Here is a 25,850-nt window from a genome sequence, read left to right as displayed (position 1 = left end):
CGCTCAGTTGAGGTCGGCGGGGAGGTGGGAGTGCGGCGTCGAGTCGGCACCGCCGAACAGTCGCCGCGACTCGTGCGGCGCCAGGTACGCGATGATCTCGGTGCCGGGCACGAACTCGTGCGTGATCCCGGTGAAGGCGTGGGTGCGCATCACCGAGTCCATGACCTTGCGGTCCACAGTGAGCGGAACGTACATCCTGGTGTCCTTGACGACGGCCGGCCAGTGCTGGTTGCCGATCGCGTGGCCGAGCTCGACTGCCGAGCGGATGAGCAGCTCGGCGGACTCGCCGCGCAACTTGTCGAGGTGGACCACCATCACCTCGCCCAACTGCACCCGGGCCACCACCGCGGTGGCGGTCAGGTCGTCCCAGGCGAGGACGTCGCCGTCGCGCAGCCGGACGCCGCGGGCCAGCGCGACGGACAACTCCGCCCCGGAACTGGTCATCTTGCGGATCCGGCTCTTCTGGGCGTCCCACTGGTCGAGGACCAGGTCGTCGATGCGCGCCTCCTTGAGCCGCAGCATCCAGTCCGGCTCGTTCATGTTGCCCAGCACCGTCTCGACGAGCACGGGCGTCTCCTTTCGGTAGGTGCGCCGCAGCCGCGCACGGCGGCGCAGGCGTGCGGGGGATGTCAGCTGAAGAAGTAGAGCTGGCCCAGGGGCAGCGTCCGGGCCGGCGGCACTGTCGCGTGCACGCCGTCCATCGTCACCGCGAAGGTCTCCGGGTCGACCTCCAGCTTGGGGGTACGGTCGTTGCGGACCATGTCCCTCTTGGTGAGACCTCGGGTCCGGTACACGGGAATGACCTGCCGTTGCAGGCCGAGCTGCTCGGCGACGCCGGCCTCGTGTGCGGCACGGGACACGAAGGTCACGCAGGTCTTGGCGATCTGGTTGCCGAACGCGCCGTACATGGGCCGGTAGTAGACCGGTTGCGGTGTCGGCAGCGAGGCGTTCGGGTCGCCCATGATCGACCAGGCGATCATGCCGCCCTTGAGGACCATCTTCGGCTTGGTACCGAAGAAGGCGGGCTCCCAGAGCACCAGGTCGGCCATCTTGCCCGGCGTCACGGATCCCAGCACGTGCGAGATGCCCTGGGTGATGGCCGGGTTGATGGTCATCTTGGCGACGTACCGCAGCACCCGGAAGTTGTCGTTGGCGCTGGAGTCCTCGGCGAGCTTGCCGCGCACGGTCTTCATCTGCCCGGCGAGCTGGATGGTCCGCAGCCAGGTCTCACCGACGCGCCCCATGGCCTGCGAGTCGCTCTGCATCATCGAGATGACGCCCTCGTCGAGCAGGACGTCCTCGGCGGCGATCGTCTCGGTCCGGATACGGCTCTCGACGAATGCGACGTCGGAGGGGACCTTGGGGTTGAAGTTGTGGCAGACCATGATCATGTCGTAGAGCTCGGACTGACTGTTGATGCCGTACGGCACCGTCGGCGTTGTCGAGCTCGGCAACACGTTCATCTGGCTGGCGATCTTGATGACGTCCGGCGCATGGCCACCGCCGGCGCCCTCGGTGTGGAAGGTGTGGATCGTGCGGCCCTCGAACGCCGCGACGGAGTCCTCCAGGTAGCCGCTCTCGTTGAGGGTGTCCGTGTGGATGCTGACCTGCACGTCGAACTCGTCGGCGACGTCCAGGCAGGCGCGGATCACCGCGGGCGGCGCACCCCAGTCCTCGTGGATCTTGAAGCTCGGCGCGCCGGCCATGATCTGCTCGACCAGCGGGGCGCGGCCGGTGCTGTTGCCCTTCGCCATCAGACCGATGTTGATCGGGATGTTCTCGAAGGCCCGCATCATCGCATGGATGTTCCAGGGCCCGGGGGTGATGGTGACGCCGTTGCTGCTGTCCGACGGACCGGTGCCGCCGCCCCACAGGGTGGTGACGCCGTTGCTGAGGGCGGCGTACGCCTGCTGCGGCGCGACAAGGTGCACGTGCGCGTCGATGCCGCCCGCGGTCAGGATGAGGTGCTCGCCGGAGATGGCGTCGGTGCCCGGCCCGGTCACCAGTTCGGGCGTGACACCCTGCATGATGTTGGGGTTTCCGGCCTTGCCGATGCCGGCGATCTTGCCGTTCTTGATCCCGACGTCGGCCTTGACCACGCCGAGGGTCGCGTCGACGATCGTCACGTTGGTGATGACCAGATCCAGGCCACCCTCGGCGTTCGTGTACTGGTTCTGCACGCCCATGCCGTCGCGCAGCGTCTTGCCCCCGCCGTACATCACCTCGTCGCCGAGGACCCGCAGGTCCTTCTCGATCTCGATGTACAGGTCGGTGTCGCCCAGCCTGATCTGGTCGCCCGTCGTCGGGCCGAACATTCCCGAATACTCTTGCCGAGATATCTGGCTCATCGAATCATCTCTCCTGCCCGCGGCTGCCAGCCCTGCGGGATAGTGGATCTACTTTTTCTTGCCCTTGGAGTCGTCCTGCTGCTCCGGGCCGAACTTGAAGCCGCGCGTCCTGGCGTTGTGGATCGCCTCGGTCCGGTCCGGCCGGTAACTCGGGGCCGACTGGCTGCCGGTCCACCCCTGCACGAGCCCGTTGAACCCGTAGACCCGCTGCACCCCGGCGAAGGGGATCAGCTCCACCGTCTTCTTGTCGCCGGGCTCGAAGCGGATGGACGTCGTCGCCGGGATGTTCAGCCGCTTGCCGAAGGCCGCCTCGCGGTCGAACGCGAGCATGCGGTTGACCTCGAAGAAGTGAAAGTGCGAGCCGACCTGAATGGGCCGGTCACCGGTGTTCTGGACGACGACTTCCGTCACCGGCCGACCCTCGTTCAACTCCAGCGGCTGGTCGCTCAGGATGTAGCCGCCGATGGGTCGCAGATGCTTCGAGTTGGGCCCGGGATGCTGCTTGGTCATTTCTGCTCCGCCTTCCTGGAGACCGCGTCTGCGCTGGTGCGCCTACTGGATCGGTGAGTGCACAGTGATCAGTCGGGAGCCGTCGGTGAACACCGCCTCGACCTGGAGCATGGGAACCATGTCCGCCACGCCCGGCATCACGTCGTCGACGCCCAGCACCGTGCGGGAGTCGTTCATGACCTCTTCGACGGTCTTGCCCTCACGGGCGCCCTCCAGCGCCGCCGCGCAGATCACCGCGACGGCCTCCGGGTGGTTCAGCTTGATCCCCCGGGCCTTGCGGGCATTGGCGACCATTGCCATCGAGAGAATCGTCAGCTTGTCGAATTCCTTCGGCGTCAGATGCACTGTCCTGGTCCTTCGTGACTGTTCGATCGGGAACACCAGCCGGCGGACCCACCTCTGGGACTCGCGCCCGGTATGTCCTCTAGCCTGCGCTATGTAGGCATAGGTCGGTTTTATGCCTTATGAGCCGACCGTACGCCTCACCACTGCGCACCGAGTCAGAAACCCGGAACCAGAACGAGTTGTGCGATCCAGGCCATCCGGCTGTCACCGGGAGCGGTGCGGATGGCGGGCGCTGGCGTCGGATCGCCACATCTGCTGGATCTGTTCGAGGGTCTTGCCCTTCGTCTCCGGCAGGTAGCGCCACACGAACAGGAAGCCGAGCACACAGGTGCCGGCGAAGAGCGCGAACACCCCCGACCGCCCCAGGGCGCTGAGCATGGTCAGGAAGAACTGGGTGATGAGGTACTCCGAGCCCCAGTGCGTGGCCGAGGCGATCGCCACGCACCTGCCCCTGATGCGCCCCGGGAAGATCTCGTTGATGACCGTCCAGGCGGTCGGGCCGATCGACATCGCGTAGAACGCCACGAACATGACCACGCCGATGAGCAGGAAGATGCCCGCGTCGGTGGGATGGTGCCCGGTCGCCCCGGCCGCCTGCGCCGCCGGGTCCATCTTCGCGAAGCTGACGCTCACCACGACGAGCGAGACCGCCATGCCCAGCAACCCGACCAGCAGCAGCGGACGGCGGCCCAGCCGGTCCAGGAAGGCCACCGCCACAAGCGTGAAGAGTGAATCGACAGCGCCGATCGCCCAGGTGGTCGCGGCCAACTGCTCCTGTGGGGTGTGGAAACCGGCGGCCGAGAAGATCGGATCGGCGTAGTAGATGATCCCGTTGATGCCGGTCAACTGCTGGAACAGGGCAAGGCCCACACCCAACGCCAGCGGGCGCCGCCACTGTCGCGAGAGCACCTCCCGCCAGCCCGCCTTGCCGGCCGCGAGGCTCTCCTCGATGGCGTGCAGCCGCTCGGGCACCTTCCGCTCCGGCACCGTCGCCGTCAGCGACGCCTGTGCCCTGCGTTTGTCGCCCCGCCCGACGTACCAGACGGCCGAGTCGGGGATCACCGTGGTTACCAGGGCGAGGGCCGCCCCCAGCAGGACCGCCGCCGCGAGCAGGTAACGCCAGGAGTTGCCCGCCTCGAACAGTTCGTCGGCCAGGTAGCCGATGAAGATCGCGAACGTGGTGGAGAACTGGTAGACCGCGAGCAGGCTGCCCCGGATCCGTTCCGGCGCGGCCTCCGCCGCGTACATCGGGCCGGCGACCGAGGCCACCCCGATGCCCAGACCCAGGATCAGCCGCGCACCGAACATGACCCCGATCACCGGGGCGAACGCCTGCGCGATGGTGCCCACCCCGAACGCGACGGCGGCCACCCACAGCGCCCTCCGGCGGCCGACGCGGTCGGCGAGGTGACCACCGAGCAGCGCGCCCACCAGGGCCCCGGGCGTCACCCAACTCGCCGCCACCTCGACGGCGAAGGTGTCCGCGTCGAAGGTCTGCCGGATGTCGCGCAACGCCCCGCTGATGACGCCCTGGTCATAGCCGAACAGCGCGCCGGAGAGCACCACGATCGAGAGGACCGCGACGAGGTTGCGGCGTGGTGGTCTCCCCCGCCCGCGCTTCGCGCCGCTGGCGGCCACGGTCGCCCCTCTCCCGCGAGCTGACGGCGCGTCCCGTTCGAGACGTCACCCCCGACAGGGAAAGAGTAGGTGCGCCCTGAGCTACTTATCCGAAATGCGCAGAATGCGCGGCCGGCACCGCCCCAGACGCACACCGGCCCCCGAACCCCACTGCGGGGTCGGAGGCCGGCGGAGCGCGGAGCCGATCAGGTGGCGCTGATCGTGCCCGTCAACAGCAGCGCGAGGACCAGGGTGCCCAGCGCCACCCGGTACAGCACGAAGACGTACAGGGTGTGGTGGGCCACGTAGCGCAGCAGCCAGGCGATGGCCGCGTACCCGATGCCGAAGGCGAGCACCGTCGCCACGATCATCTGCGCCACCGAGGGCGCCGACGTGCCCGGAGCGGACGGCTCGAAGACGTCCCCGAGGCTGAACACGCCGGACATCACCACCGCCGGGATGGCCAGCAGGAACGAGTACCGCGCCGCCGCCTCCCGGGTCAGGTTGAGCAGCAGACCGGCGGTGAGCGTGCCGCCGGAGCGGGACACCCCGGGGATCAACGCCATGGCCTGGGCGAAACCCATCACCACGCCGTCCTTCATCCGGAAGTTCTCCAGGGTGCGGGTCTGCCGACCCCAGTACTCGGCGAACGCCAGCACGAACGCGAACACGATGAGGGTTGTCGCCACCACCCACAGGTTGCGCCCGACCGTCTTGATCTGGTCCTTGAAGAGGAAACCGAACAGCCCGATCGGGATCGAGCCGACGATCACGTACCAGCCCATCCGGTAGTCGAGGCTGGAACGGACGGACTTGTCCCTGATCCCGACAAGCCACGTCCGGGTGATCCGCCAGATGTCCTTGGCGAAGTAGATCAGCACGGCCGCCTCGGTGCCGAGCTGGGTGACAGCTGTGAACGACGCCCCGGCGTCACGGTCGAAGAAGATCGCCGAGGTGATCCGCAGATGCCCCGACGAACTGACCGGAAGGAACTCCGTCAGCCCCTGGACGATGCCCAGGACGATGGCCTCGACCCAGGTCACTCCCCAACTCCCGAAAGATCGAACGCCTCGGCGACGGTACGCAGGGTCTGCACGCCGGAGTCCCGGTCGGCCACGAACAGGCTCACCGACAGCGTCGTCACCCCGGCCGCGGCGTACTCCCGCATCCGGTCGGCGATGCGCTCCTTCGGCCCGAGCAGCGAGGTGCGGTCGATGAACTCCATCGGCACCGCGGCGGCCGCGTCGCGCTGCCGCTTGGCCAGGTACAGATCCTGCACCTCGCGGGCGGCGTCGCCGTAGCCCATCCGCGTCGCGAGCTGGTTGTAGAAGTTCTGCTTGCGGCTGCCCATCCCGCCGACGTAGAGCGCGGCGTACCAGCGCACCAGCTCGGCACAGGACGCCACATCGTCGCCGACCACCACGGGCACCGACGGCACCACGTCGAAGCCGGCCAGCTCCTTGCCGACCTTGGCCCGCCCGGCGGCGACCGCCGCGAGGTGCTCGTCGGCGTACTCCGGGGCGTAGAACACGGCAAGCCAGCCGTCGGCGATCTCGCCGGCCAGCTCAAGGTTCTTCGGACCGACGGCGGCCAGGTAGATCGGGATGTGCTCGCGGGGCGGATGGAAGCTCAACCGCAACGCCTTGCCGGGGCCATCCGGCAGCGGCAGCGTGTAGTGCTCGCCGTCGTACGCCACCTCCTTGCGGGCGATGGCCAGCTTGACGATGTCGACGAACTCGCGGGTCCGCGCCAGCGGCTTGGCGAACCGCACCCCGTGCCAGCCCTCGGACACCTGCGGGCCGGACACGCCGAGACCGAGCCGGAACCGGCCGCCGGACAGCGCGTCGATCGTGGCGGCGGTCATCGCGGTGGCCGCCGGCGTACGGGCGGGGATCTGCATCACCGCCGCGCCCACATCGATCCGTTCGGTCTGGCCGGCCATCCAGGCCAGCATGCTGGGCGAGTCGGAGCCGTAGGCCTCCGCGGCCCACACCACCGAGAAGCCGAGCCGGTCCGCTTCCTGGGCCAAAGCCAGGTGATCAGCCGGTGTGCTCCATGCTGTCTGGTATCCGAGGCTTAGCCCGAGTCGCACTGGTCCTCCCCCATCCGTGGCACAGGTCGCACCAGGTTACGCAATGCCGCAATCGGGCCTCATCACCGGCTCACCGCCAATGATCCCCTGCCGGTAGAGGTACCCGACGCAGGCGGAACCGGCAGAACCGGCAGAGTTGACGGGAGCGAGGATATCCGTGGCGGCAGGTTCGAAATAAGGTTCACCCATGCAACAGCGACCGCTCGGCCGAAGCGGGCTGGCGGTTTCGCGGCTCGCGCTCGGCACCATGACCTGGGGTCGGGACACCGACGCCGATGACGCGGCCGCCCAGCTGAAGAGTTACCTGGACGCGGGCGGCAACCTGATCGACACCGCCGACGTGTACGGCGACGGCGACGCCGAGTCGGTGATCGGATCGCTGCTGGGCACCCTCGTACCCCGCGACGAGCTGTTGATCGCCACCAAGGCGGGGCTACGCCCCGGCACCGGTCGCCGCCGCGACGGCTCCCGTGGCCACCTGCTGCGCACCCTCGACGCGTCGCTGCGCCGGCTCGGCACCGACCACGTCGACCTGTTCCAGGTGCACGGGTACGACCCGGACACCCCCCTGGAGGAGACTCTGGCCGCGCTGGACCACGCCGTGGCCAGCGGCAAGGTCCGCTACGTCGGCGTGTCGAACTTTTCCGGCTGGCAGACCGCACGGGCCGCCGCCTGGCAGACCGCCTGGCCGGGCCGCGCGCCCGTGGTCGCCGCCCAGGTGGAATATTCGCTGCTGGAGCGGGGCGTGGAGCGGGAGGTGCTGCCCGCGTGCGGGGCGCTCGGCCTGGGCGTGCTGCCCTGGTCGCCGCTGGGCCGGGGTGTGCTCACCGGCAAGTACCGGCACGGCCGTCCGGCGGACTCCCGGGCCGCCTCGCCGCACTTCGAGCGGTTCGTGTCGACGTACCTGGAGCCTCGGTGCTCCAGCATCGTCGAGGCGGTGGCGACCGCGGCCGGCGGGCTGGGCGTCTCGCCGCTTGAGGTGGCGCTGGCCTGGATCCGGGACCGGCCCGGGGTGACAGCGCCGATCCTCGGCGCCCGCACCGTCGGGCAGCTGCTCGGGGCGCTCCAGGTGGAACGGATCACCCTGCCCGAGGAGATCACCACGGCGCTCGACGACGTCTCCGGCGTGCCGGTGGGCTACCCGGAGCGCGACAGCTGACCCCGGCGGCCGCGTTCTTCAGGTCGAGGACGCGGCCGTCTGCGCCCCGACGCGGCGTCGGTCACCCCGCAAGGGGGTGGCGAACGGCCGCTGGGCTGGGCAGCATGGGTGGCATGGACTACGAATACGCGCCGCTGCGGCTGCCGCCGAACGTCGACCGATTGACCGCCGCGGCGCAGCTGGCGATCCAGGCGGAGTTCTCCGGGTGGGAGTTGGCCCGGGTGCGGCTGTTCCGCGACGGAACCCGGCAGGTGGTGCTGCGCCGCCGACGGGTCAACCAGCCGCAGCCCGGCCTGTCGTACTGACGAGAGCCGGCCGCCCGGGACTGACGACGACGCGCCCGGCGCCCCACCGCACAGGTGGGGTGCCGGGCGCGTCGCGTCGTCTAGTGCTGGTGCCCTGCGTGGTCGTGGTCGTCGTCGAGCTCCAGGAACGGGTGCTCGTCGAGCCGACCGACCAGCCGGTCGTCGGCTGCCGGCTGGAACGGGCCGACAGCGTCGTCGTCGTCGAACGACTCCAGGTCGACAGGGGTGCCCACCTCGCTGACCATCACCACCCCGTCGAGAGGCTCCAGCTCGGGCACGTCCAGCGCGCCGAGCGAGCCGTCGCCGCTCTGCAGCAGCTCCAGGACCGCCTCGCCGACGCCCTCCACCGGCGCCGGCTCGTCGTCCTCCGGGGTGCCCTCGCGGCGGGCCGCCTCGGCCGCCCGCAGCAGCGCGGCCACGCTCGGCACCCGGTAGTCGCGGCGCTGGCGTACCGAGATCACCCGGGGGTGCGGGTCGCTGGCCTCGCCGGCGTCCGCGCCGCCGAAGCGCTCGTCGGCCTCGTCCGGGTCGATCGAGTCGACGTCCCACGGCGTCACCTCGCCGAACGCGTCGAGCAACTGCTCGTCGTAGGCGAAGGACGCGTTGTTCAACGCCACGTACGCCTGCCAGACGTCGTCGTCGTCGACGCGGCCCTGCGCGGCGCGTACGGCGGCCAGGTGGCGGCGGGCCGCTTCGATAACGCGCTCGAGAGCGGCGTCCAGCTCACCGTGCTGGTCGGTCATGTGGGGCAGTCCCTTCACGATGGGGAGTAACGCGCGGGGTGCGGTTACCGGACACGGCTAGCAGGTGCGCAGGAACCGGTCGAGAACCCGCACGCCGAACTGTAGTCCGTCGACCGGAACCCGCTCGTCGATGCCATGGAACAGCGCGGAGAAGTTCAGGTCGGCGGGCAGCCGCAGCGGGGCGAACCCGAAGCAGCGGATACCGAGCTGGGAGAACGCCTTGGCGTCGGTGCCGCCGGACAGCATGTACGGTACGGGCCGCGCGCCCGGGTCCTCGGCGCGCAGCGCCGCCGACATGGCCTCGACCAGGTCGCCGTCGAACGTGGTCTCCAGCGCGGGCTGCCGCTGGATGTACTCGATGGCGATGTCCGGGCCGATCAGCTCGCGCAACTGCCGTTCCAGCAGCTCGGACTGGCCGGGCAGGCTGCGGCAGTCGATGGTGGCGGTGGCCCGGCCGGGAATGACGTTGTCCTTGTAGCCGGCGTCCAACCGGGTCGGGTTCGCCGTGTTGCGGATCGTCGCGCCGATGATGTTGGCGATCGGGCCGAGCTTGGCGATTGCCGTCTCCGGGTCCTCCGGGTCGAGTTCGACGCCGAGCAGGTCGGAGACCTCCTCCAGGAACGCCCGCACGGTGTCGGTGACCACGACCGGGAAGCGGTGCCGGCCGATCCGGGCCACCGCTTCGGCAAGCGCGGTGACGGCGTTGTCGTCGTGCATCATCGAGCCGTGCCCGGGGCGGCCCTTGGCGTGCAGCCGCAGCCAGTCGATGCCCTTCTCGGCGGTCTCGATGAGATAGAGCCGCTGGCTGTCGTTCACCGAGTAGGAGAAGCCGCCGACCTCGCCGATCGCCTCTGTGCAGCCGTCGAAGAGGTCCCTGTGGTTGTCGACGAGGAAACGCGCGCCGTAGTCGCTGCCGGCCTCCTCGTCGGCGGTGTACGCCAGCACGATGTCGCGCGGGGGTCGTACGCCGGTGCGCTGCCAGTGCCGCACCACGGCGAGCACCATGGCGTCGAAGTCCTTCATGTCGATGGCGCCCCGCCCCCACAGGTAGCCGTCGCGCAGCTCGCCGGAGAACGGGTGCACCGACCACTCGTCGGCGTCGGCGGGTACGACGTCCAGGTGGCCGTGCACCAGCAGCGCGCCCCGGCTCGGGTCGGTGCCGGGGATGCGGGCAATCACGTTGGCCCGGCCGGGCGCGGACTCGTGCAGTACCGACTCGACGCCCACCTCGGCGAGCTTCTCCGCCACGTACTCGGCCGCGCGGCGCTCGCCGACGCTTGTGGCGTTGTCCCCCGTGTTGGTGGTGTCGATGCGCAGCAGGTCGCGGCAAAGGTCCACGACCTCGGCGGTGGGGTCCGGTCGGGCAGGGGCGGCATCGCTCGTCATCGCCCCTTCATACCAGCCCGGGGCGTCCGGCGGGTCGTCGCACCGGCGCGGTGCGACCGGGCACGCAGGTCGGCGCGTCGACGCCGTACCGGCCGACATCCAGGCCGGCGGATCCGCGCAGGCAGGAGGGCATCCAGGCCGACGGATCAATGCGGGCGCAAGGGCATCCAGGGCGGCGGATCGACGCGACGGTTTCGCGGCGCCCGGGTACGGGTACCGCCGCCCACGACCGCACGTCCCCTGTCGGAGCTTCCGCCCGCCAGTCGAGGAGGGCACCATGTCCGCCGTCCCCCTGCCACCGTTGCCGCCCGCGCCCGACGAGGGTTACCGGCCCGGTGGCCGCAGCATCGCCGACATCGTGGACCGCGAGCACCGGCAGCTGCTGGCGCTGCTGGACCAGCTGACCGCTTCCGCCGGTACGCCGCGCGACGGGCTGGCGGTGCTCACCGCCACGCTGTCGCGGCACCTGTCGGCCGAGGAGCAGTACCTGCTTCCGGCGGTACGGGCGGCGCTGCCGGAACAGGCCGGACGGGTGGACGCGGAGATCGACGGCGACGCCGGCCTGCTGGCCGCGCTGAAGGAGCTCACCGACGAGACGCTCACCGAGGTCGCCGAGCGGGTCCGCCGGCACGTCGACGGGGTCGGCGGGCTCGTCGCCGAGCTGCGTACGGTGGCGACCCCGGAGGAGCTGATCCGGTTGGGCAACCGGCTGGAGATCGCCGAGGAGGCGGCGCCGACGCGGCCGCATCCGGGCACCCCGGCGACGCCGCCGTGGAACCGGATCGTCGAGCCGGCGGTGGGCGTGGTGGACAAGGTCCGCGACGCCGTGACCCGTCGCCCGACGTACCTGGCGGACCTGCCGGAAGCGCCGCGCGACTGACCTCGACAGTGCATTCAATCTCACCGATCCGCTTCGCCTCTTCCGCAGGCCGCGGCGTGGTCCTACCGTCACCGTATGAACCTGGAGCTGCGACACCTGCGGGTGGTCTGTGCGATCGCGGAGACAGGGAGCGTGACCAAGGCGGCGTCGGCGCTGGGGCTCGCCCAACCAGCGCTCACCGCCCAGCTCCAACGGATCGAACGGACCCTGGGCGGGCCATTGTTCGACCGGGACCGGCGCGGGGCACGACCCACAGCGCTCGGTGAGCTGGTGCTCGCCCGCGCCCGGGTGCTGCTGCCGGCGATGAAGGGCCTACAGGACGAGGCGGCCCGCCTGGCCAGCGCCAACGCGGCGCCCCGTGGTTACCGTCTGGGCGGGGTGAACAGCCCGATCCTGGGCCGGCTGGTGCACCGACTGGCCGCCGAGCAGCCGCCGGCGCAGATCACCACGTACGCCTCCTGGTCGGTGGACGAGCTGGCGCAGTTGGTGGCCGGCGGGCGGTTGGACTTCGCGCTCGCCGGTGTGTGCGGTGACGCCAGCCCGTCGGCCGAGTTCGGGTTGAGCTGGCGCGAGGTGGCCGTCGACCCGGTGCTGGTGCTGCTGCCCGAGACCCACCCGCTCGCCGGGCGCGACGAGGTGCGCCTGGGCGACCTGCGCCACGAGCAGTGGGTGGCCGCGCCCGGTGACGGCTGTTTCGCCGACTGCTTCGCGACCGCCTGCGCCCGCGCCGGCTTCACCCCCCGGAAGGTGTACGAGACCGACATCCGCGGCTGCGTCGACCTGGTGGAGGCCGGCGTGGCGGTGGCCCTCTGCCAGGCGACGTTCCGGCCGGTGGCCGGTCTGGTGACCCGGCGGCTGGCCGGTGTGCCGTTGCGGTGGCGGCTGCTGCTGGGGTGGCACCCCGACTCGCTGGCGGCACGCGACGCCGAGTTGCTGTTGGCGACTGCCAAGGCGGCGTACACCGACTCGCTGGCGCCGCACCCCACCTACCTGGACTGGCTGGTGCGCAATCCGGGTTTCGGGGTGCGGCAGCCCAGCGGGGTGTGAGGGCGGACGGGAGGTCTAGCGGGACGAGGCGGTCTGGGCGACGCGTTCCTGTTCCCCGGGCGCGGGCTCGCCCGGCTGCCGCGTGAAGAAGCGGACGAGGTCGTCGGCCGCCGTCGGGGACAGCATCATCGCCTGCACCCGTGCGCACATCTCGGCGATCGGCTGGATTCTGGCGAACATCGCCTCCTCGTACGCCCGGATCGCCGCGTCCGGGTCGGTGGGGGCGGCGGCGAGTTCGCGCGCGAGTTCGGCGGCGTCCAGCATGGCCTGGTTGGCGCCCTCACCGACCGGCGGCATGAGGTGCGCGGCGTCACCGAGAAGGGTGATTCCGGGCTGGTTGGCCCAGCGCGCGCCGATCGGCATCGCCTCGACCCGGCGCGGCGTCGGTGCGCCGTCGCCGGCGTCGATGAGGGCGGTGAGGCGCGCGTCCCAGCCGTCGAACAGGTCCAGCAGGGCACCCTTGTCACGGTAGGTGCCGAGGTCACGGCCATCGGCACGCAGTGAGATCCCGACCCGGATGCTGCCGTCGCCGAGACGTTGCGCCGAGAGGATCCGACTCCCGCCGACACACCACAGGTTTCCCGGGCCGACCAGCTCGGCGAGATCCGGGTGGCGTCGGTCAGCGTCGCCGATGGTCAGCTCCACATGGGTGGCCACGTAGGACAGTCCCACGTCGGTAAGCAGCCCTCGCACGACCGAGCGCGCGCCGTCCGCGCCGACCAGGACGTCGCAGTCGGCGCGATCGCCGTCGTCGAAGGTCAGCCCGAAGCCGCCGCCCGGTCGTGGCGTCGCCGCGACGAGGCGGTGCCGCCACGCCACCGCGTCTGGCGGCAGCGAATCGAGCAGAAGATCACGCAGTACGGTGCGGTCGATCTCGGGACGTCCGGCGAACGTGCCGGGTCGGGGTATGTGGTGCACGAGGGTGCGCCCGGCCGGGTCGAGGATGCGGTGTTCCTCGCCCTCGGGCCGCGCCTCTGACCGGAACCGGTCGTCGAGACCCGCCTCGGTGAGGGCCAGTTGCCCGGATTCCGGGTGCAGGTCGAGCATCCCGCCCTGGGAGCGCGCGGACCGGCCGGCCTCGCGTTCGTAGACCACCGTGTCGATGCCGTGTCGGTGCAGAATCCGTGCCAGCGTCAGGCCGCCCAGGCCACCACCGGCGATCGCCATTCGCATAGCCATCCCCCTTACCGTACGCTGTATCGCGTGGATACACCGTACGGTAGCGAGTTCGTACCCGTTTGGGAACGCCCCGAGCCCCGGCCCCGGGCGACGCCGGTGCCGTTGAGCCGCGCGAAGATCGCCGACACGGCGATCCGGCTCGCCGACGCGCACGGCCTCGACGGGCTGTCGGTCCGCAAGATCGCCAAAGAGCTCGGCGTCGGCCCGATGCGGCTCTACGACTACCTGGCCAACCGATCGGAACTGCTCGACCTGATGGTCGACGCCGTCTACGCCCAGATCGCCGAGACTGGCCAGCATTCCGGGTGGCGCGCCACGGTCCTCGCGATCTTCCGGCGGACCCGCGTCGCCGCCCTCGACCACGAGTGGTTCGCCGACCTGCTCGGCGGTCGGCCACACCTGGGGCCCCACGCGCTCGCTGTGGGCGAGACGACCGCGGCGGCCCTCAGCCAGGCCCCCGGCGTACGCGGTGTCGACGACCTCCAGCGGGCCCTGGGCGCCCTCAACGCGTTCGTCGTCGGAGCCCTGCGCCGGGAGGTCACCGAACGACGCACCGCCCGCACTACCGGCACCGACGTCAGCGCCTGGCAGACCAGCTTCGGCCCCTACCTGACACGCATGCTCGACACCGGCCGCTACCCCACCATCGCCCGGCTCGTGATCGACGGCGCCCACCTCAGCGCCGAGAAAACCTTCGACCACAACCTGACCACCATCCTGGACGGCATCACCGGCCACCCCGCAGGCGGCACCGGCGAGTAGTCCCGGTGACGCCGACCGAGGCGTCGGCTACTGGCCGGCCCGCGGCGGTGCGAACGGCCGCTGTCCGGGTATCTGGCCTACATGACCGATCTCTACCCGCCCGCCGACGACCGGGAGCTGCTCCGCCAGGCCGCCGCCGCGCACACCGCCGCCACCCGCGAGGTGGAGGCCTTCCTGCGCCGGCTGCCGGCGGTGCCCGACCCCGCCGACGTCACCGAGTACGCCAACCTGCTCACCCGGGAGGACCAGACCCGTGGCGACCGGGACGCCGCCGCCGACGCGGCCGGGTTGACAATCGCCAGCCTGGAGTCCGACCAGGGCCAGTAGCCGGACGCGGAAACGGTGCCGTCCCGCCCGGGACGGCACCGTCGCGCGTGGACCGCGTTCAGCGTTCGACGAGTGGATCGTGGCCCAGGTCGAGCAGGGAGTGCCGCCAGCTGTCGTCGGCGTTGCCGCGGGGCGGCTTGGCGTCCATCAGCTCGCGGATCCGCTCGACAGCCTCCCGCATCACCTCGATGTCGTCCGGGGTGAGGTCGACCTTGCGCTTGTTGAGCACCTTGAGGATCTCCCGGCCGGGCTGGGGCAGGTCGAGATCCGGGTTCGACCCGAACGCCTCCTCACCGGACCCCCGTGTCAGCAGCCAACTGCGCAGCTTCTCCGACGGGACGTTTACCTCGGCGTGGAAGTCCTCCCAGAGCACTTCCACCTCGGGGTCGAGCCGCGTTTCGCGTACCATCAGGTCTCCTCTCGCCGCGGCGGCCCGGCCGTCTCCGGGTCGTCCTGGTCGGTCTTCGGGTGCAGACCCTCCGCCGGCACCCGCGTACGGCGAGGGTTCGCGGTCGGCGAGGCCAGGATCGGGTCGGGATGCTCGTCGTCGTCCGGCGGCTCGGCGGGCGGGTGCGCCCTGTCGTCCTCCGGTTGTCGTTCCGCCGGGGTCATCGTGGATGCGAGGTCGTGGCGGCCTTGTAGCCCCGCTCCCCCGCGTGCACGTCGAAGGCGAGCTGCCCGTCGCGGGCGTCCACGACGACCTTCTGCCCGGGCGAGATCGCCGACTCCAGCAGCATCCGGGACAGGTGGTTGTCCACCTCCCGCTGGATCACCCGGCGCAGTGGGCGGGCGCCGAACTCCGGCTGGTAGCCGTGCTCGGCGAGCCAGTCCATGGCGGCGGTGGTGAACTCCACCTGGATGTCCTGCGCGTGCAGCCGGCGGCGGGTCTCCTCAAGCAGCAGCCCGGTGATCTGGCGCAGCTGCTCGGCCTCCAGCCGCCGGAAGATGATGGTCTCGTCGATGCGGTTGAGGAACTCCGGACGGAAGTTCTCCTGAAGGCGGCGCATCAGCCGCTCCCGCAGCTCGTCGCTCTCCTGTTCGCTGCCCGGCGCGCCGGTGCCGAACCCGACGCTGCGCTGACTGCCCGTGATCAACTCGGAGCCGAGGTTGCTTGTCATGATCAGTACGGTGTTCTTGAAGTTCACCGTCCGGCCCTGACTGTCGGTGAGCCGCCCGTCGTCGAGCACCTGGAGCAGGATGTTGAACACGTCCGGGTGGGCCTTCTCGATCTCGTCGAGCAGCACCACGGCGTACGGGCGACGGCGTACCGCCTCGGTGAGCTGGCCGGCCTCCTCGTAGCCGACGTACCCGGGCGGGGCGCCGACGAGCCGGCTGACAGTGTGCCGCTCCTGGAACTCGCTCATGTCCACCCGGACCATCCGGTCTGCCTCACCGAACAGCGCCTCGGCCAGGGCACGGGCCAGTTCGGTCTTGCCGACGCCGGTGGGACCGAGGAACAGGAAACTGCCCATCGGGCGGTCCGGGTCGGCCAGTCCGGCGCGGGAGCGGCGGACCGCCTCGGCGACGGCGGTGACCGCGTCGTCCTGGCCGACCACCTTCTCGTGCAGGTGCCCCTCCAGGCGCAGCAGCCGGTCCCGCTCCTCCTCGGTGAGCTGGCTGACCGGGATGCCGGTGGCCCGGGAAACCACCTCGGCGATCTCCCGGGGACCCACCTCGGGCACCTGCGAGGAGTTGCCGTCGTCACCGTTGGCGCGGCGGATCTCCTGTTCCAGCTCACCGATCCGGTCGCGCAGCGCCGAGGCCCGCTCGTACTGCTCGTCGGTGACCGCCTGTTCCTTGTCCCGGCGTACCTCGTCGAGTTCGCGTTCCAGATCCCGCACGTCGGAGGCGGGCGTGCGGGTGCGCAGCCGGACCCGGGCGCCGGCCTGGTCGATCAGGTCGATGGCCTTGTCCGGCAGGAACCGGTCGGTGACGTACCGGTCGGACAGTTCGGCGGCGGCGACGAGCGCCTCGTCGGTGAACCGCACCTGGTGGTGCGCCTCGTACCTGTCGCGCAGGCCGCGCAGGATGGCGATCGTGTCGTCGACGTCGGGCTCGGGCACCAGCACCGGCTGGAACCGGCGGGCCAGCGCGGCGTCCTTCTCGATGCTCTTGCGGTACTCGTCGAGCGTTGTCGCGCCGATCACCCGCAGCTCGCCCCGGGCCAGCGCGGGCTTGAGCATGTTGGAGGCGTCCATGCCGCCCTCGCTGCCCGCGCCGCCGGCACCGACCAGGGTGTGGATCTCGTCCAGGAAGATGATCAGTTCGTCGCGGTGCGCCCGGATCTCGTCGATCACCTTCTTCAGCCGCTCCTCGAAGTCGCCCCGGTAGCGGGTGCCGGCGACGAGGCCGGCCAGGTCCAGCTGGACCACCCGCTTGCCGAGCAGGGTCTGCGGCACGTCACCGTCGCAGATCCGCTCGGCGAGGCCCTCGACGATCGCGGTCTTGCCGACACCTGCCTCACCGATCAGGACCGGGTTGTTCTTGGTCCGCCGCGACAGGATCTCCACTGCCTGCTCGATCTCGTCGGCCCGCCCGATCACCGGGTCGATCTGGTCGGCGCGGGCCAGGTCGGTGAGGTCCTGCCCGTACTGGTCCAGGGTGGGTGTGCCGCGGTCGGGCTTCGGCCCGTTCATCGGCCCGCGCTCGGCGTTGGCGGCCTGCAAGGACTCGGGCTGGATCCGACCGGCGGCGAGCATCCGGCCGGCCGGCGACTCCGGGTTGAGCGGCAGCGCCATCAGGATGTGCTCGGGGCCGATGTAGTTGGCGCCCATCGCCCGGGACAGCTGGTGGGCATCGAGCAGCGCCCGCTTGGCGGCGGGGGTCAACGACAGGTTGGGCGGCACCTCCCCGCGCGGCGCGCTGTCGCCCTTCCCGCCGAGCGCGTTGAGCAGGGTGTCCGGGTCGGCGCCGGCCCGGCTCACCAGATCCCGCAGGGGTTCGCGTTGCAGCGCCGCCCAGAGCAGGTGGTCGGTGTCCAGGTCGTTGCTCTGCCGTTGCGCGGCACGCCGGGCCGCGTCGGCGAGCATCTCCCGCGCGTCGGCGGTCATGAGTCGGGTGATGTCCACCCGGTGTGGCGGCCGGCGCCCTCCCTCACCCCGGCCGAAGTACCGGGCCAGGAACTCGTCCCACGGGTCGGAGCCAGCGTCACCGGGTCCCATCATGTCTGTCCTCCGCAATCGGGCGCGGCATGGTCGGCAGGGGCTACCCGGCACCCGGCGCGACAAACGCCCACCGGCGGCGACGCCCGGCGTCGTGGAGTGGCGTGGGCCCGACGCCGGCAGGTGGTGGCAGGCTTGCGGCATGGATGAGAACCCGCTGCTGATCGTGGACGGCGCCAACGTTGTGGGCTCCCGCCCGAACGGGTGGTGGCGGGACCGGGCCGGGGCCGCCGCCCGGCTGCGTGACTCACTCGCGCCGGTGGCCGCGACCGGCCTGCCCGCCCGGCTGGACGCGCCGGTCGAGGTGGTGCTCGTGGTCGAGGGCGCCGCGCGGGACGTGCCCGGCATCGACGACGTCCGGGTGGTCTCCGCCCCGGGTTCGGGCGACGACACGGTGGTCGAGTTGGTGCAGGCCGCGCCACGACGCCGCAGGCTCGTGGTCACCGCCGACCGGGAGTTGCGCGAGCGGGTCACCGCGCTTGGCGCCGAGGTGTACGGGCCCCGGTGGCTGCGCGACGCCCCCGCCAACAGGTGAGAAGTTCTCGCACTGGGACTCCCACAGAACGGACTCCCGGCACTTCAGGGCGGCAACCGGACAGCCGGGCAGGAACACCACCAGGGCGGAGGTTTTCCCACGATCGCCGATAGGCTCTAATGGAGGCCTCCCCGCCCCCAGGAGGTTGCACCGTGGCGAGCGTCGCCGAGCTGAAGGCTGCCATCGATGTCGCCCTCCAACAGATCGGTGACGGGCAGACAGCCGTGCAGGCCGCCGGGGAGAAGCTGTCCGAGGCCCAGCAGACCCTCGCGGGCGCGCTGGAGGGCAGCGGGCACGAGACGGTGGAGGCGGCCCAGGCGTCGCTGAGCCAGGCCAGCCAGGAGCTGGAGGAGTGTCTCGCCGCGACACTTGTCGCGGTCGAGCAGGCGCAGCTCTACGTCGCCACCCTGTAGGCGGTCGTGTCCATCATCGAGGACGTCGGCGGGCAGGTCCGCGCCGCCAGCGAGGAGTTCCCGGTGGGGCTGCTCGGGCAGGCGCTGGAGAAGTTCGGCCTGGCCGCGGAGCGGCTGCGCTGGGTCCGCCAGGAGTCGGCCAACCCGATGGGAGTGCCCGAGCTGTCCGCCGCCACCGAGCACGCCGAGAGCGCCAACTACGCGCTGCGGGTGGCGCAGGAGCAGCTCTCGGCGTACCTGGCAGCGATCGGGCTGGCCGCCGACGGCGCCCCGCCGCCCCGCCCGGAACGCCGCGACCCCCGCCACGACGCACCACCGTCGGAGGAGCCCACCACAGTGGCGCCGGAGGCACCCGAGCAGGTCCGGATGCGCCGCTGGTGGGCGGTACGGGTGGCGGAGCTGACCGGCGGCAGCGACGGCGGCGCCGACGAGCCCGACGAACGGCTCGACGACTCCCAGGAGCTGCTGCGCCGGGTCGTACGCGGGGTGCGCGCCGGTGACCGGGACCGGCTGCGCACCGAGCTGCGTCGGGCGTCGGCCGACGTGGGCCTGGGCATGGCCGCGCTTGCCCCACCGCTGCTGCGCGAGCTGGCCGGTGAGCTGCTGGGGCATCCGCCGCGCGCCGCCGACCTGGGGCGGCTGCGCGGTGAGCTGGACGGGCGGATCCGCGACCTGCTTCCCGGACTGCCGCCGCCGGTTCTGGAGACGCTGTTGACCCGGGTGTGCCGGATGCCGCCGCCGCGATCCTCCGGTGAGCCGCCGCACGCCGCCGACTCGGCGGTCACCGCAGGCGTGGCGACCGGGCTGCTGCTCGCCCGGCTGGGCCGGGACCTGCCCACCGGCGCGCAGCCGCCCCCCACCGGCCCGCAGGCTGCCACCGGCCCGCAGCGCACCGCCGGTTCGCAGCGCACCGCGAGCCCGCAGCCGGCGGGTGGCCACCGGGCCAACGGCGCGCGGCAGCGCCCGGCCGCCTCCCCCGACGGAGGGGAGCGGCAGCACTCCGTCGGCCTGCCGCGTACCGGCAGTCCGTGGCGGGACGCGCCGGCCCGCCGGAGCTCCGATGGCTGACCGGCGCGGGCAGCTCGCCAGCCGGGTCCGGGACACACTCGCCGAGGCGCTGGGCGCCACCCGTACCCGGCTGTCCGCCGCCCAGGCCGATCTGACCGCCGGGCGGGAGCGGTTGACCCGGATCCGCCGGGCCGCCGCCGCCGTGCCGGAGCGGGTGGCCGCCCAGCGGGACCGCCGTCTCGCCGAGATCGACAGCCGGTACGCCTCCCGGATCGCCGAGCTGGCCCGCCAGGCCGCCGACGCCGCCCGCCGCGAAGCGCCCGGCTGCGCCGGCGCCGACTGGCCGGGCTGGCAACCCACTCCCACCCGGCGGGCCGAACCGCCCGGCGCGCTGCGGGTCGGCACGGTCCGGATCGACGACGTCGACCCGGTGCCCGCGCTGGTGCCGCTGCTCGACGCCGGGCACGTCCAGCTCACCGGCGACGACCGCGCCGGCTGCGACGCCGTCGTGTCCGCGCTGCTGCTGCGGGCCGCCGGCCGCGCCGAACCGGGCGCCATCCGACTGATCGGGTACGACCCGGAGCACCTCGGCGGCGGCCTGGCCGGGTTCGCCCCGCTGGGCACCGCGGGGCTGCTCACCTTCGTCGGCCCCGGCGGGTTGGGCCCGTTGCTCGACGACCTGGTCGAGCAGATCCGCCGGATCAACGAGACGGTGCTGGCCGGTGAGCACGGCTCGCTGCGCGACCTGGCCGCCGCGACCGGCCGGCGCCCCGAGCCGTGGCGGGTGGCGGTGCTGCTCGGCGGCGACGAACTCAACCGGCACGAGCGCGGGCAACTCGACAGGGTGGTCCGCACCGGAGCCGCCTGCGGGGTGCACCTCGTGGTCCGGGGCGTGCCGCTGCCGGACGACCCGACGGTGACCCGCGTGGTGGCCGACACGTCCGGCACCCGGATCGGCGGCCCGTCCGGCCTGCCGGTACGGCTGGACCCGCCGCCACCGGCGACGCTTGTCACCGAGACCTGCCGGTCGATCGCCGCCCAGGTGAACGCCGGACCGCCGCCGACCCCGTTCGACGAGCTGCTGCCACCGCCGGAGCTGATGTGGCGGGAGGACTCGGCCGGCGGCCTGACCGCGCCGATCGGTTCGGGGCCGCACGGCCGGCCCGTACGGCTGACTCTTGGTGACTATCCGCCGCACGCCCTCATCGGTGGGCCGTCCGGCACCGGCAAGACCAACCTGATCTTCGCCTGGATCGGCGCCCTCGCAGCCCGCTACTCCCCCGCCGAGCTGGAGTTCTATCTGCTGGACTTCAAGGAGGGGGTGTCCTTCGCCCGGTTCGCGCAGGGCCGGCGTGACCCGAGCTGGCTGCCGCACATGCGGCTGGTCGGCATCAACGTCAACACCGACCGGGAGTTCGGGCTGGCGCTGCTGCGGTTCCTCACCGATGAGCTGCGCCGACGGGCCGACGCCGCCAAGAAGCACGAGGTCACCAAGCTGGCCGAGCTGCGCGCTGTCGACCCGACGGGGCACTGGCCACGGATCGTCGCAGTGGTCGACGAGTTCCAGATGCTGCTGGCCGGCCGGGACGTCGTCGCCCGGGAGGCCGCCGACCTGCTGGAGGATCTGGCCCGGCGGGGTCGCTCGCAGGGCATCCACCTGGTGCTCGCCTCCCAGGACGTACGGGGCATCGAGGCACTGTGGGGCCGCCCGGCGCTTGTGGCCCAGTTCGCGTTGCGCATCGCGTTGCCCAAGGCGCTGCGGATCCTCGCCGAACGCAACGACGCGGCGCAGTCGCTGCCACGCTGGCACGCTGTGGTCAACGCCGAGTCGGGGATGGTGGAGGGCAACGAGATCGCCCAGATCCCGGCGGCAAGCGACTGGCAGACGTGGAGCACCCTTCAGCACCGCCTGTGGCGGATGCGCCCCGCCGACGCGGCGCCGGCCCGGCTCTTCGACGGCGACGCGGTCCCCCGGCTGGCCGAGGCGCCGGACTTCCGGGCGCTCGCCGTGCCGCCGGACGGGCGTACGCCCCGCAACCCGGTGGCCCTGCTCGGCGAGATCATCGACGTACAGGCCCGGTCGGCGGCGCTGCGGCTGCCCCGCGCCCCGGGCCGCAACCTCGCGGTGCTGGGCACCCGTGTCGACGAGGCGTGCGCGGTGCTGGACGCGGCGGCCCGGTCACTGGCCCGCCAGCACCCGCCGGGCACCGCCCGTTTCTCCATCGCCTGCCTGGACCCGGACGCCGACCCGATCGCCCGCGCGCTCTACGACGACCTTGCCGACGACGCCGCCTGGTACGACGAGGAGACCGTCGGCGAGCTGATGGCCGAGACCGCCGACGGGCTCACCGGCCCCGGCAGCCCGCACTATCTGCTGCTGTTCGCCGTCGACGCGGCGGCCGGGGCGCTTGCGGCGCGGGCCGGACGACGTACCGGCCTGGAGCAGTTGCGTCGGATCCTGCACGACGGGCCGGAGCGGCGGACCCACGTGCTGGCCTGGTGGCGGGGCGTGGCCCGGATGCGCGCCGACCTGGGTGGCCCGGCAGCCCGCACCGACCAGATCGGCGCCTGGGTGGCGCTCGACGCGCACGGCGGCGAGTTGGGCGCGTCGCTCTATCCGGGCACCGGCGGCCCGGACTGGTATCCCCGCCCGTGGCGGGGGCTCTTCTTCGACCGGGCGGTGCACCGCACCGGACAGGTGATCATCCCCTATGGACCGTCACGATGAACCAACCGGTGACAAGTGAGACGTACGCGGCGCAACTGCGGCGGCTGGCCGAACTGACCGCGCGGGTACGCGAACAGCGCGCCGAGGCGCACACCTGGCACGAGCGGCAGTGCGCGGCCGCCGAGCAGGCCGTCGCCGACGCCACCGAACAGGTGCGGCTCGCCGAGGAGGAGCTGATCGCCGCCCGCGAGGAGCAGGAACGCGTCGACGCCGAGGTGGCACACCTGTGGCAGCAGGTACGGACGCGGCTTGGCGTCCGGCGTCTCTCCGGCCCACCGGTACCGGCCAACGGTAGCGGCGCCACCGACCCGGTGTTGCTGCTCACCCGGGCACGGGACCTGATCAACCGGGCGGGGCAGCCCGGCGAGCTGCCCGGCTCGGTCAACCCTCTGCTGGCGCTCTCCGGAGTGGCCGGCGCGGTGCTTGCGTACGCGTTGGGGGTGGGCGCGCGGGCGCTCGGCGTCGGGTACGGCGGGGACCTGGAGGTCGGGATGCCGGTGTTGGCGCTTGTGGTGACGCTGTGCGGGCCGCTGATCGGGCTGGTGCCGGCTCGGGTGCTGGCCGACCGCCGGCACGCGGTGCTCGGGCCGCGCCCGATCATCGTGGTGCTCGGCGCCGGCCTGCTCACCACCGCGCTGCTGCTGGTGCTCGGCCGCTGAGACCGCCCTGACGCACTGCCGTCCACAGCGGGCTGTCGCATAGCCGACCAGCGAGAACGCGAGTCGGGGCCGGATCTCCGATACGGTACGCGCGATGGTCAGCTTCTTCCTCAGCTGTCACCGCGACGACGACAGCTTCGTGGCGCGGTTGATCGACGACGCGCTGACCGCCCGATTCGGCAGCGCGAGCGTCTTTCGCCCCCCGTCGGCCATAGCCGACGCCGGCCGCTTGCGCCGCCTGGCGAAGTCCACGGCGATGATCGCCGTGATCGGATCGCGGTGGCGTGCCAGCGTGGACGGGCCGGCGTGTGGTCCCTCGGACGCCGTCGGCCAGGAGGTGGAGACCGCCTTCGCGCTGGACGTCCCGGTCATTGGCGTGCTGGTGGACGACGCGGAGCAGCCGACCGAGGCAGATCTGCCCCCCGCCCTACGGCCACTCGGCGACGCGCGGTTCTGGCGGGTCCGCGTGCCGAGCGCCTATTCGGACAACCGTCGGCTCGTCGACGACCTCGCCACCATCGTCGTGACGGACACCGCCGCCACCGGACGGTCGGTGCCGGTGCTGCTCGACGAGGCGCCGGTGCGGCTGGCCATGCCGCCGCCCGCACCCGGGGCGGCAGTCGTCTACTCGACCCGTACCGGCGATCTGGAGGTCGCCGAGGCTGCCACGCCGAGGCTGTGGTCACCCGGCGACGTCGCCAGGTATTCGACGCGGTACGAGGTGGACACCGACGAACACCGCGTCGTTCTCCACGTCCCGCTGCCGTCGAAGGACTTCGGGCGCCACTTCCGGGCGTCGATCGCCGCCGTGTTCCGGGTGACCGACCCGGCGCAGGTCGTCCGGCGTGCGGTGTCGGACGCGGTGCCCCCGGTCCGCGCCTTCCTGCTGGACACCTGCCGACCGATCACCTGGCAGTTCGGCGTCAGCGAGATCGGCGACGCCGCAGCCGCCGTCCGGGAACTGCTCGACTCCGACCTGCTCGCACCTGGCGGAATCACCCTCCGATCGGCGCGCACGCGGCTGGAGCCCGGCACCGGGGACACGGACAGGTGGTCCCGGTGGGAGCGAGCGAGTGTGGGCGCGTTCAGCTGGAGGGTGCGCCACCATCGCAGGCCGGGAGCCGGTCGGACGCCCCCGGTAATGGGCGCCCGCACTCGACCCGGGTCGAGTGCGGGCGCCCGGCCGCAGCCCACGCGGCTGCTGGTGGCACGCGCGCCCGCCCAGGTGCCGGTGAGTCAGGACCTGAGCGTCGACGTCCGGCTCGTCACCGAGGGCCGGACGGTGCACCCGGACGCTGCTATCGCCCGGATGAAGAGCCTCGTCGTCCTCGACGCCGGCACACCGGTCACCGTCACCGTGCACGCACCCGCCGGCCTGCGCGCCGAAGGGCCGCTGCAACAGACAATGCTGGTCCGGCCGGGCGAGGACCCGCCGCCGATCCGGTTCGGCTACAGCGCGCGTACCCCCGGATTGCATCGCCTCGACGTGACGGCCTGGGCCGGCGGCACCTTCCTCGCCGAGGTGTCCGTCGAGGTGTCGGTGGCAGCCGGCGGCCCGTTCCGGGACGGGCAGCCGAGGCGGGCGTCGTTGCCGACCCCGCGCGCGCGGCCGGGCGAGGTCACAATGGAGGTCCGGTTCGACGGCACCCGGTACACGTTCCAGTTGCGCTCCGACCATGGCGTGCTGTTCGCACCGGTCGTCGAGTCGGTCACCAACGCGCCCACGGCGGCGGTGGAGAACGCCATCCGGGAGCTGCAGCAGGTGGCCCGGGGCGGCTCCCGTGACAGCGCGACAATGACCCGCCAGGTCATCCGGTCCGCCGGCATCCAACTGTGGTCGGAACTGGTGCCGCGCGAGATCCAGGACCAGTTCTGGCAGGTCCGAGGCAGCATGAGCGCCTTCACGATCGCCACGGACTACGACGTGGTGCCGTGGGAGTTGCTCTATCCGCTCAGTGCCCAGCAGGACGCCGGTTTCCTCGTCGAGCAGGTCCCGGTGGTACGGCGCACATACGGGCAGCACGCGACAGCGGCGATCGGCCTGGACAACCCGCGTTTCGTGCTGCCGGCGAAGGCACCCACCGGAGCGCACGAGGAGGTCGCGGCGATCCGGGCGATCCTCGGGGCGGGCGACGGCGAGCCGATCACCCGGGCGGACGAGCTGCTCGACCTGATCAACTCCGGGTCGCTCGGGGCCATCCATTTCGCCTGCCACAACACGTTCTCGGCGGACGGCTCGTTCATCGACCTGGACGGCGGACGGATCCGGCCGTCCCTGCTGGCAGAGGCGAGCATCCGCCAACCGCTGCGGGCCGCCGTTCCGCTGGTCTTCATCAATGCGTGCCGCAGCGCGGGCGTGACCCCGACGTACACCAGGATGCTCGGGTGGGCGCAGCAGTTCATGGCGTCCGGTGCCGGCGCATTCGTGGGCACGCTGTGGGCGGTGCGCTCGGAGAGCTCGGCCCGCTTCGCGACGACGTTCTACCAGGCGCTGGCCGAGGGCGAGACGCTCGGCGCGGCGGCCCTCGCGGCGCGCACCGGGCAGCAGGACGACCCCCTCGACCCGACCTGGCTGGCCTACACCGTCTACGGCGACCCGTTCGCCACCGCCGCCTGACCGGGCCGGCGGTCCCCCACCCACGCAGA

At 72.0% G+C, this 25,850-nt stretch carries 25 protein-coding genes; 12 read left to right on the top strand and 13 right to left on the bottom strand.

Going from position 1 to position 25,850, the window contains the following annotated elements; translation table 11 throughout:
• Positions 1-3 precede the first annotated feature (3 nt).
• From ureE to ACLQ23_RS05045, 7 genes are all read right to left on the bottom strand, one after another.
• Positions 4-567, bottom strand: coding sequence for an urease accessory protein UreE (ureE, locus tag ACLQ23_RS05075; RefSeq protein ID WP_053655825.1), 564 nt, complete (start codon positions 565-567; stop codon positions 4-6).
• Positions 568-629: 62 nt separating this feature from the next.
• Positions 630-2,348 (bottom strand): urease subunit alpha, encoded by a 1,719-nt coding sequence (locus ACLQ23_RS05070; protein ID WP_053655821.1) that lies wholly within the window; start codon positions 2,346-2,348, stop codon positions 630-632.
• Positions 2,349-2,396: 48 nt separating this feature from the next.
• Positions 2,397-2,858, bottom strand: a complete 462-nt coding sequence (locus tag ACLQ23_RS05065) for an urease subunit beta (RefSeq protein ID WP_053655818.1) — start codon at positions 2,856-2,858, stop codon at positions 2,397-2,399.
• Positions 2,859-2,900: 42 nt separating this feature from the next.
• Positions 2,901-3,203 carry an urease subunit gamma gene (locus ACLQ23_RS05060; protein ID WP_053655816.1) on the bottom strand — a complete coding sequence of 101 codons (303 nt, stop codon included), beginning with the start codon at positions 3,201-3,203 and terminating at the stop codon, positions 2,901-2,903.
• Positions 3,204-3,407: 204 nt separating this feature from the next.
• A complete protein-coding gene (locus tag ACLQ23_RS05055) occupies positions 3,408-4,841 on the bottom strand; it encodes a sugar porter family MFS transporter (protein ID WP_167943792.1) in 1,434 nt (477 codons plus the stop codon).
• Positions 4,842-5,026: 185 nt separating this feature from the next.
• On the bottom strand, positions 5,027-5,863 hold the full coding sequence (locus ACLQ23_RS05050) for an undecaprenyl-diphosphate phosphatase (protein WP_167943791.1): 837 nt from the start codon (positions 5,861-5,863) through the stop codon (positions 5,027-5,029).
• Positions 5,860-6,912, bottom strand: a complete 1,053-nt coding sequence (locus ACLQ23_RS05045) for an LLM class F420-dependent oxidoreductase (protein WP_053655809.1) — start codon at positions 6,910-6,912, stop codon at positions 5,860-5,862. The genes ACLQ23_RS05050 and ACLQ23_RS05045 overlap by 4 nt, the downstream gene beginning before the upstream one ends.
• 187 nt (positions 6,913-7,099) lie before the next feature.
• Here ACLQ23_RS05045 and ACLQ23_RS05040 point away from each other — a divergent pair, with 187 nt between their 5' ends.
• Together ACLQ23_RS05040 and ACLQ23_RS05035 are read left to right on the top strand one after the other, a co-directional pair.
• Positions 7,100-8,071: an aldo/keto reductase gene (locus tag ACLQ23_RS05040; protein ID WP_355629627.1), complete on the top strand. Its 972-nt coding sequence runs from the start codon at positions 7,100-7,102 to the stop codon at positions 8,069-8,071.
• A gap of 113 nt (positions 8,072-8,184) precedes the next feature.
• Positions 8,185-8,376, top strand: a complete 192-nt coding sequence (locus ACLQ23_RS05035) for a DUF5703 family protein (protein WP_053655860.1) — start codon at positions 8,185-8,187, stop codon at positions 8,374-8,376.
• An 80-nt stretch (positions 8,377-8,456) separates the two neighbouring features.
• On the opposite strand, the gene ACLQ23_RS05030 is transcribed toward ACLQ23_RS05035, so the two are convergent.
• Positions 8,457-9,119: a hypothetical protein gene (locus tag ACLQ23_RS05030; RefSeq protein ID WP_355594774.1), complete on the bottom strand. Its 663-nt coding sequence runs from the start codon at positions 9,117-9,119 to the stop codon at positions 8,457-8,459.
• A gap of 57 nt (positions 9,120-9,176) precedes the next feature.
• A complete protein-coding gene (locus tag ACLQ23_RS05025; RefSeq protein WP_355629624.1) occupies positions 9,177-10,505 on the bottom strand; it encodes a M20/M25/M40 family metallo-hydrolase in 1,329 nt (442 codons plus the stop codon).
• A 277-nt stretch (positions 10,506-10,782) separates the two neighbouring features.
• Here ACLQ23_RS05025 and ACLQ23_RS05020 point away from each other — a divergent pair, with 277 nt between their 5' ends.
• The gene (locus ACLQ23_RS05020) at positions 10,783-11,385 is read left to right on the top strand and encodes a hemerythrin domain-containing protein (protein ID WP_355594777.1); all 603 of its coding nucleotides are present in this window, start codon (positions 10,783-10,785) and stop codon (positions 11,383-11,385) included.
• 75 nt (positions 11,386-11,460) lie between these two features.
• Positions 11,461-12,432, top strand: coding sequence for a LysR family transcriptional regulator (locus tag ACLQ23_RS05015; protein ID WP_355594779.1), 972 nt, complete (start codon positions 11,461-11,463; stop codon positions 12,430-12,432).
• Between the two features lie 15 nt (positions 12,433-12,447).
• Here the strand turns inward: ACLQ23_RS05015 and ACLQ23_RS05010 are convergent, their stop codons facing one another.
• Positions 12,448-13,611, bottom strand: a complete 1,164-nt coding sequence (locus ACLQ23_RS05010) for an FAD-dependent oxidoreductase (RefSeq protein WP_425735576.1) — start codon at positions 13,609-13,611, stop codon at positions 12,448-12,450.
• 24 nt (positions 13,612-13,635) lie between these two features.
• Between ACLQ23_RS05010 and ACLQ23_RS05005 the strand changes: the two genes are divergently transcribed.
• Positions 13,636-14,373, top strand: a complete 738-nt coding sequence (locus tag ACLQ23_RS05005) for a TetR/AcrR family transcriptional regulator (RefSeq protein WP_355594781.1) — start codon at positions 13,636-13,638, stop codon at positions 14,371-14,373.
• Between the two features lie 81 nt (positions 14,374-14,454).
• Complete coding sequence (locus ACLQ23_RS05000) at positions 14,455-14,700, top strand: hypothetical protein (protein ID WP_334549910.1); 246 nt, start codon at positions 14,455-14,457, stop codon at positions 14,698-14,700.
• A gap of 58 nt (positions 14,701-14,758) precedes the next feature.
• On the opposite strand, the gene ACLQ23_RS04995 is transcribed toward ACLQ23_RS05000, so the two are convergent.
• From ACLQ23_RS04995 to ACLQ23_RS04985, 3 genes are read right to left on the bottom strand one after another with little or no spacing between them, the layout of a single operon-like run.
• A complete protein-coding gene (locus ACLQ23_RS04995) occupies positions 14,759-15,109 on the bottom strand; it encodes a DUF3140 domain-containing protein (RefSeq protein ID WP_053655796.1) in 351 nt (116 codons plus the stop codon).
• Entirely contained in the window at positions 15,109-15,312 is a 204-nt protein-coding gene (locus ACLQ23_RS04990; RefSeq protein WP_355594784.1) for a hypothetical protein, read from the bottom strand. The genes ACLQ23_RS04995 and ACLQ23_RS04990 overlap by 1 nt, the downstream gene beginning before the upstream one ends.
• Positions 15,309-17,864, bottom strand: a complete 2,556-nt coding sequence (locus ACLQ23_RS04985; protein WP_355594786.1) for an ATP-dependent Clp protease ATP-binding subunit — start codon at positions 17,862-17,864, stop codon at positions 15,309-15,311. The genes ACLQ23_RS04990 and ACLQ23_RS04985 overlap by 4 nt, the downstream gene beginning before the upstream one ends.
• Before the next feature lie 139 nt (positions 17,865-18,003).
• Between ACLQ23_RS04985 and ACLQ23_RS04980 the strand changes: the two genes are divergently transcribed.
• The 6 genes from ACLQ23_RS04980 to ACLQ23_RS04955 all read left to right on the top strand — a co-directional run bounded on the left by ACLQ23_RS04980 (position 18,004) and on the right by ACLQ23_RS04955 (position 25,821).
• Entirely contained in the window at positions 18,004-18,396 is a 393-nt protein-coding gene (locus tag ACLQ23_RS04980; protein ID WP_355594788.1) for a hypothetical protein, read from the top strand.
• 152 nt (positions 18,397-18,548) lie between these two features.
• Positions 18,549-18,809, top strand: coding sequence for a hypothetical protein (locus tag ACLQ23_RS04975; protein WP_053655789.1), 261 nt, complete (start codon positions 18,549-18,551; stop codon positions 18,807-18,809).
• A gap of 6 nt (positions 18,810-18,815) precedes the next feature.
• Positions 18,816-19,877 (top strand): hypothetical protein, encoded by a 1,062-nt coding sequence (locus tag ACLQ23_RS04970; RefSeq protein WP_355594790.1) that lies wholly within the window; start codon positions 18,816-18,818, stop codon positions 19,875-19,877.
• Positions 19,870-22,545: an FtsK/SpoIIIE domain-containing protein gene (locus tag ACLQ23_RS04965; RefSeq protein ID WP_355594792.1), complete on the top strand. Its 2,676-nt coding sequence runs from the start codon at positions 19,870-19,872 to the stop codon at positions 22,543-22,545. The genes ACLQ23_RS04970 and ACLQ23_RS04965 overlap by 8 nt, the downstream gene beginning before the upstream one ends.
• A complete protein-coding gene (locus ACLQ23_RS04960) occupies positions 22,542-23,204 on the top strand; it encodes a hypothetical protein (protein WP_355594794.1) in 663 nt (220 codons plus the stop codon). Before ACLQ23_RS04965 ends, ACLQ23_RS04960 begins: the two co-directional genes overlap by 4 nt.
• 94 nt (positions 23,205-23,298) lie before the next feature.
• A complete protein-coding gene (locus ACLQ23_RS04955) occupies positions 23,299-25,821 on the top strand; it encodes a CHAT domain-containing protein (RefSeq protein ID WP_425735574.1) in 2,523 nt (840 codons plus the stop codon).
• Positions 25,822-25,850: the final 29 nt, after the last annotated feature.

The sequence above is a fragment of the Micromonospora sp. DT41 genome (assembly GCF_049841715.1).
Classification (GTDB): Bacteria; Actinomycetota; Actinomycetes; order Mycobacteriales; family Micromonosporaceae; genus Micromonospora; species Micromonospora profundi.
The sequence above is the reverse complement of the archived record's forward strand: the minus strand, read 5'-3'. Positions and strand labels throughout refer to the sequence as shown.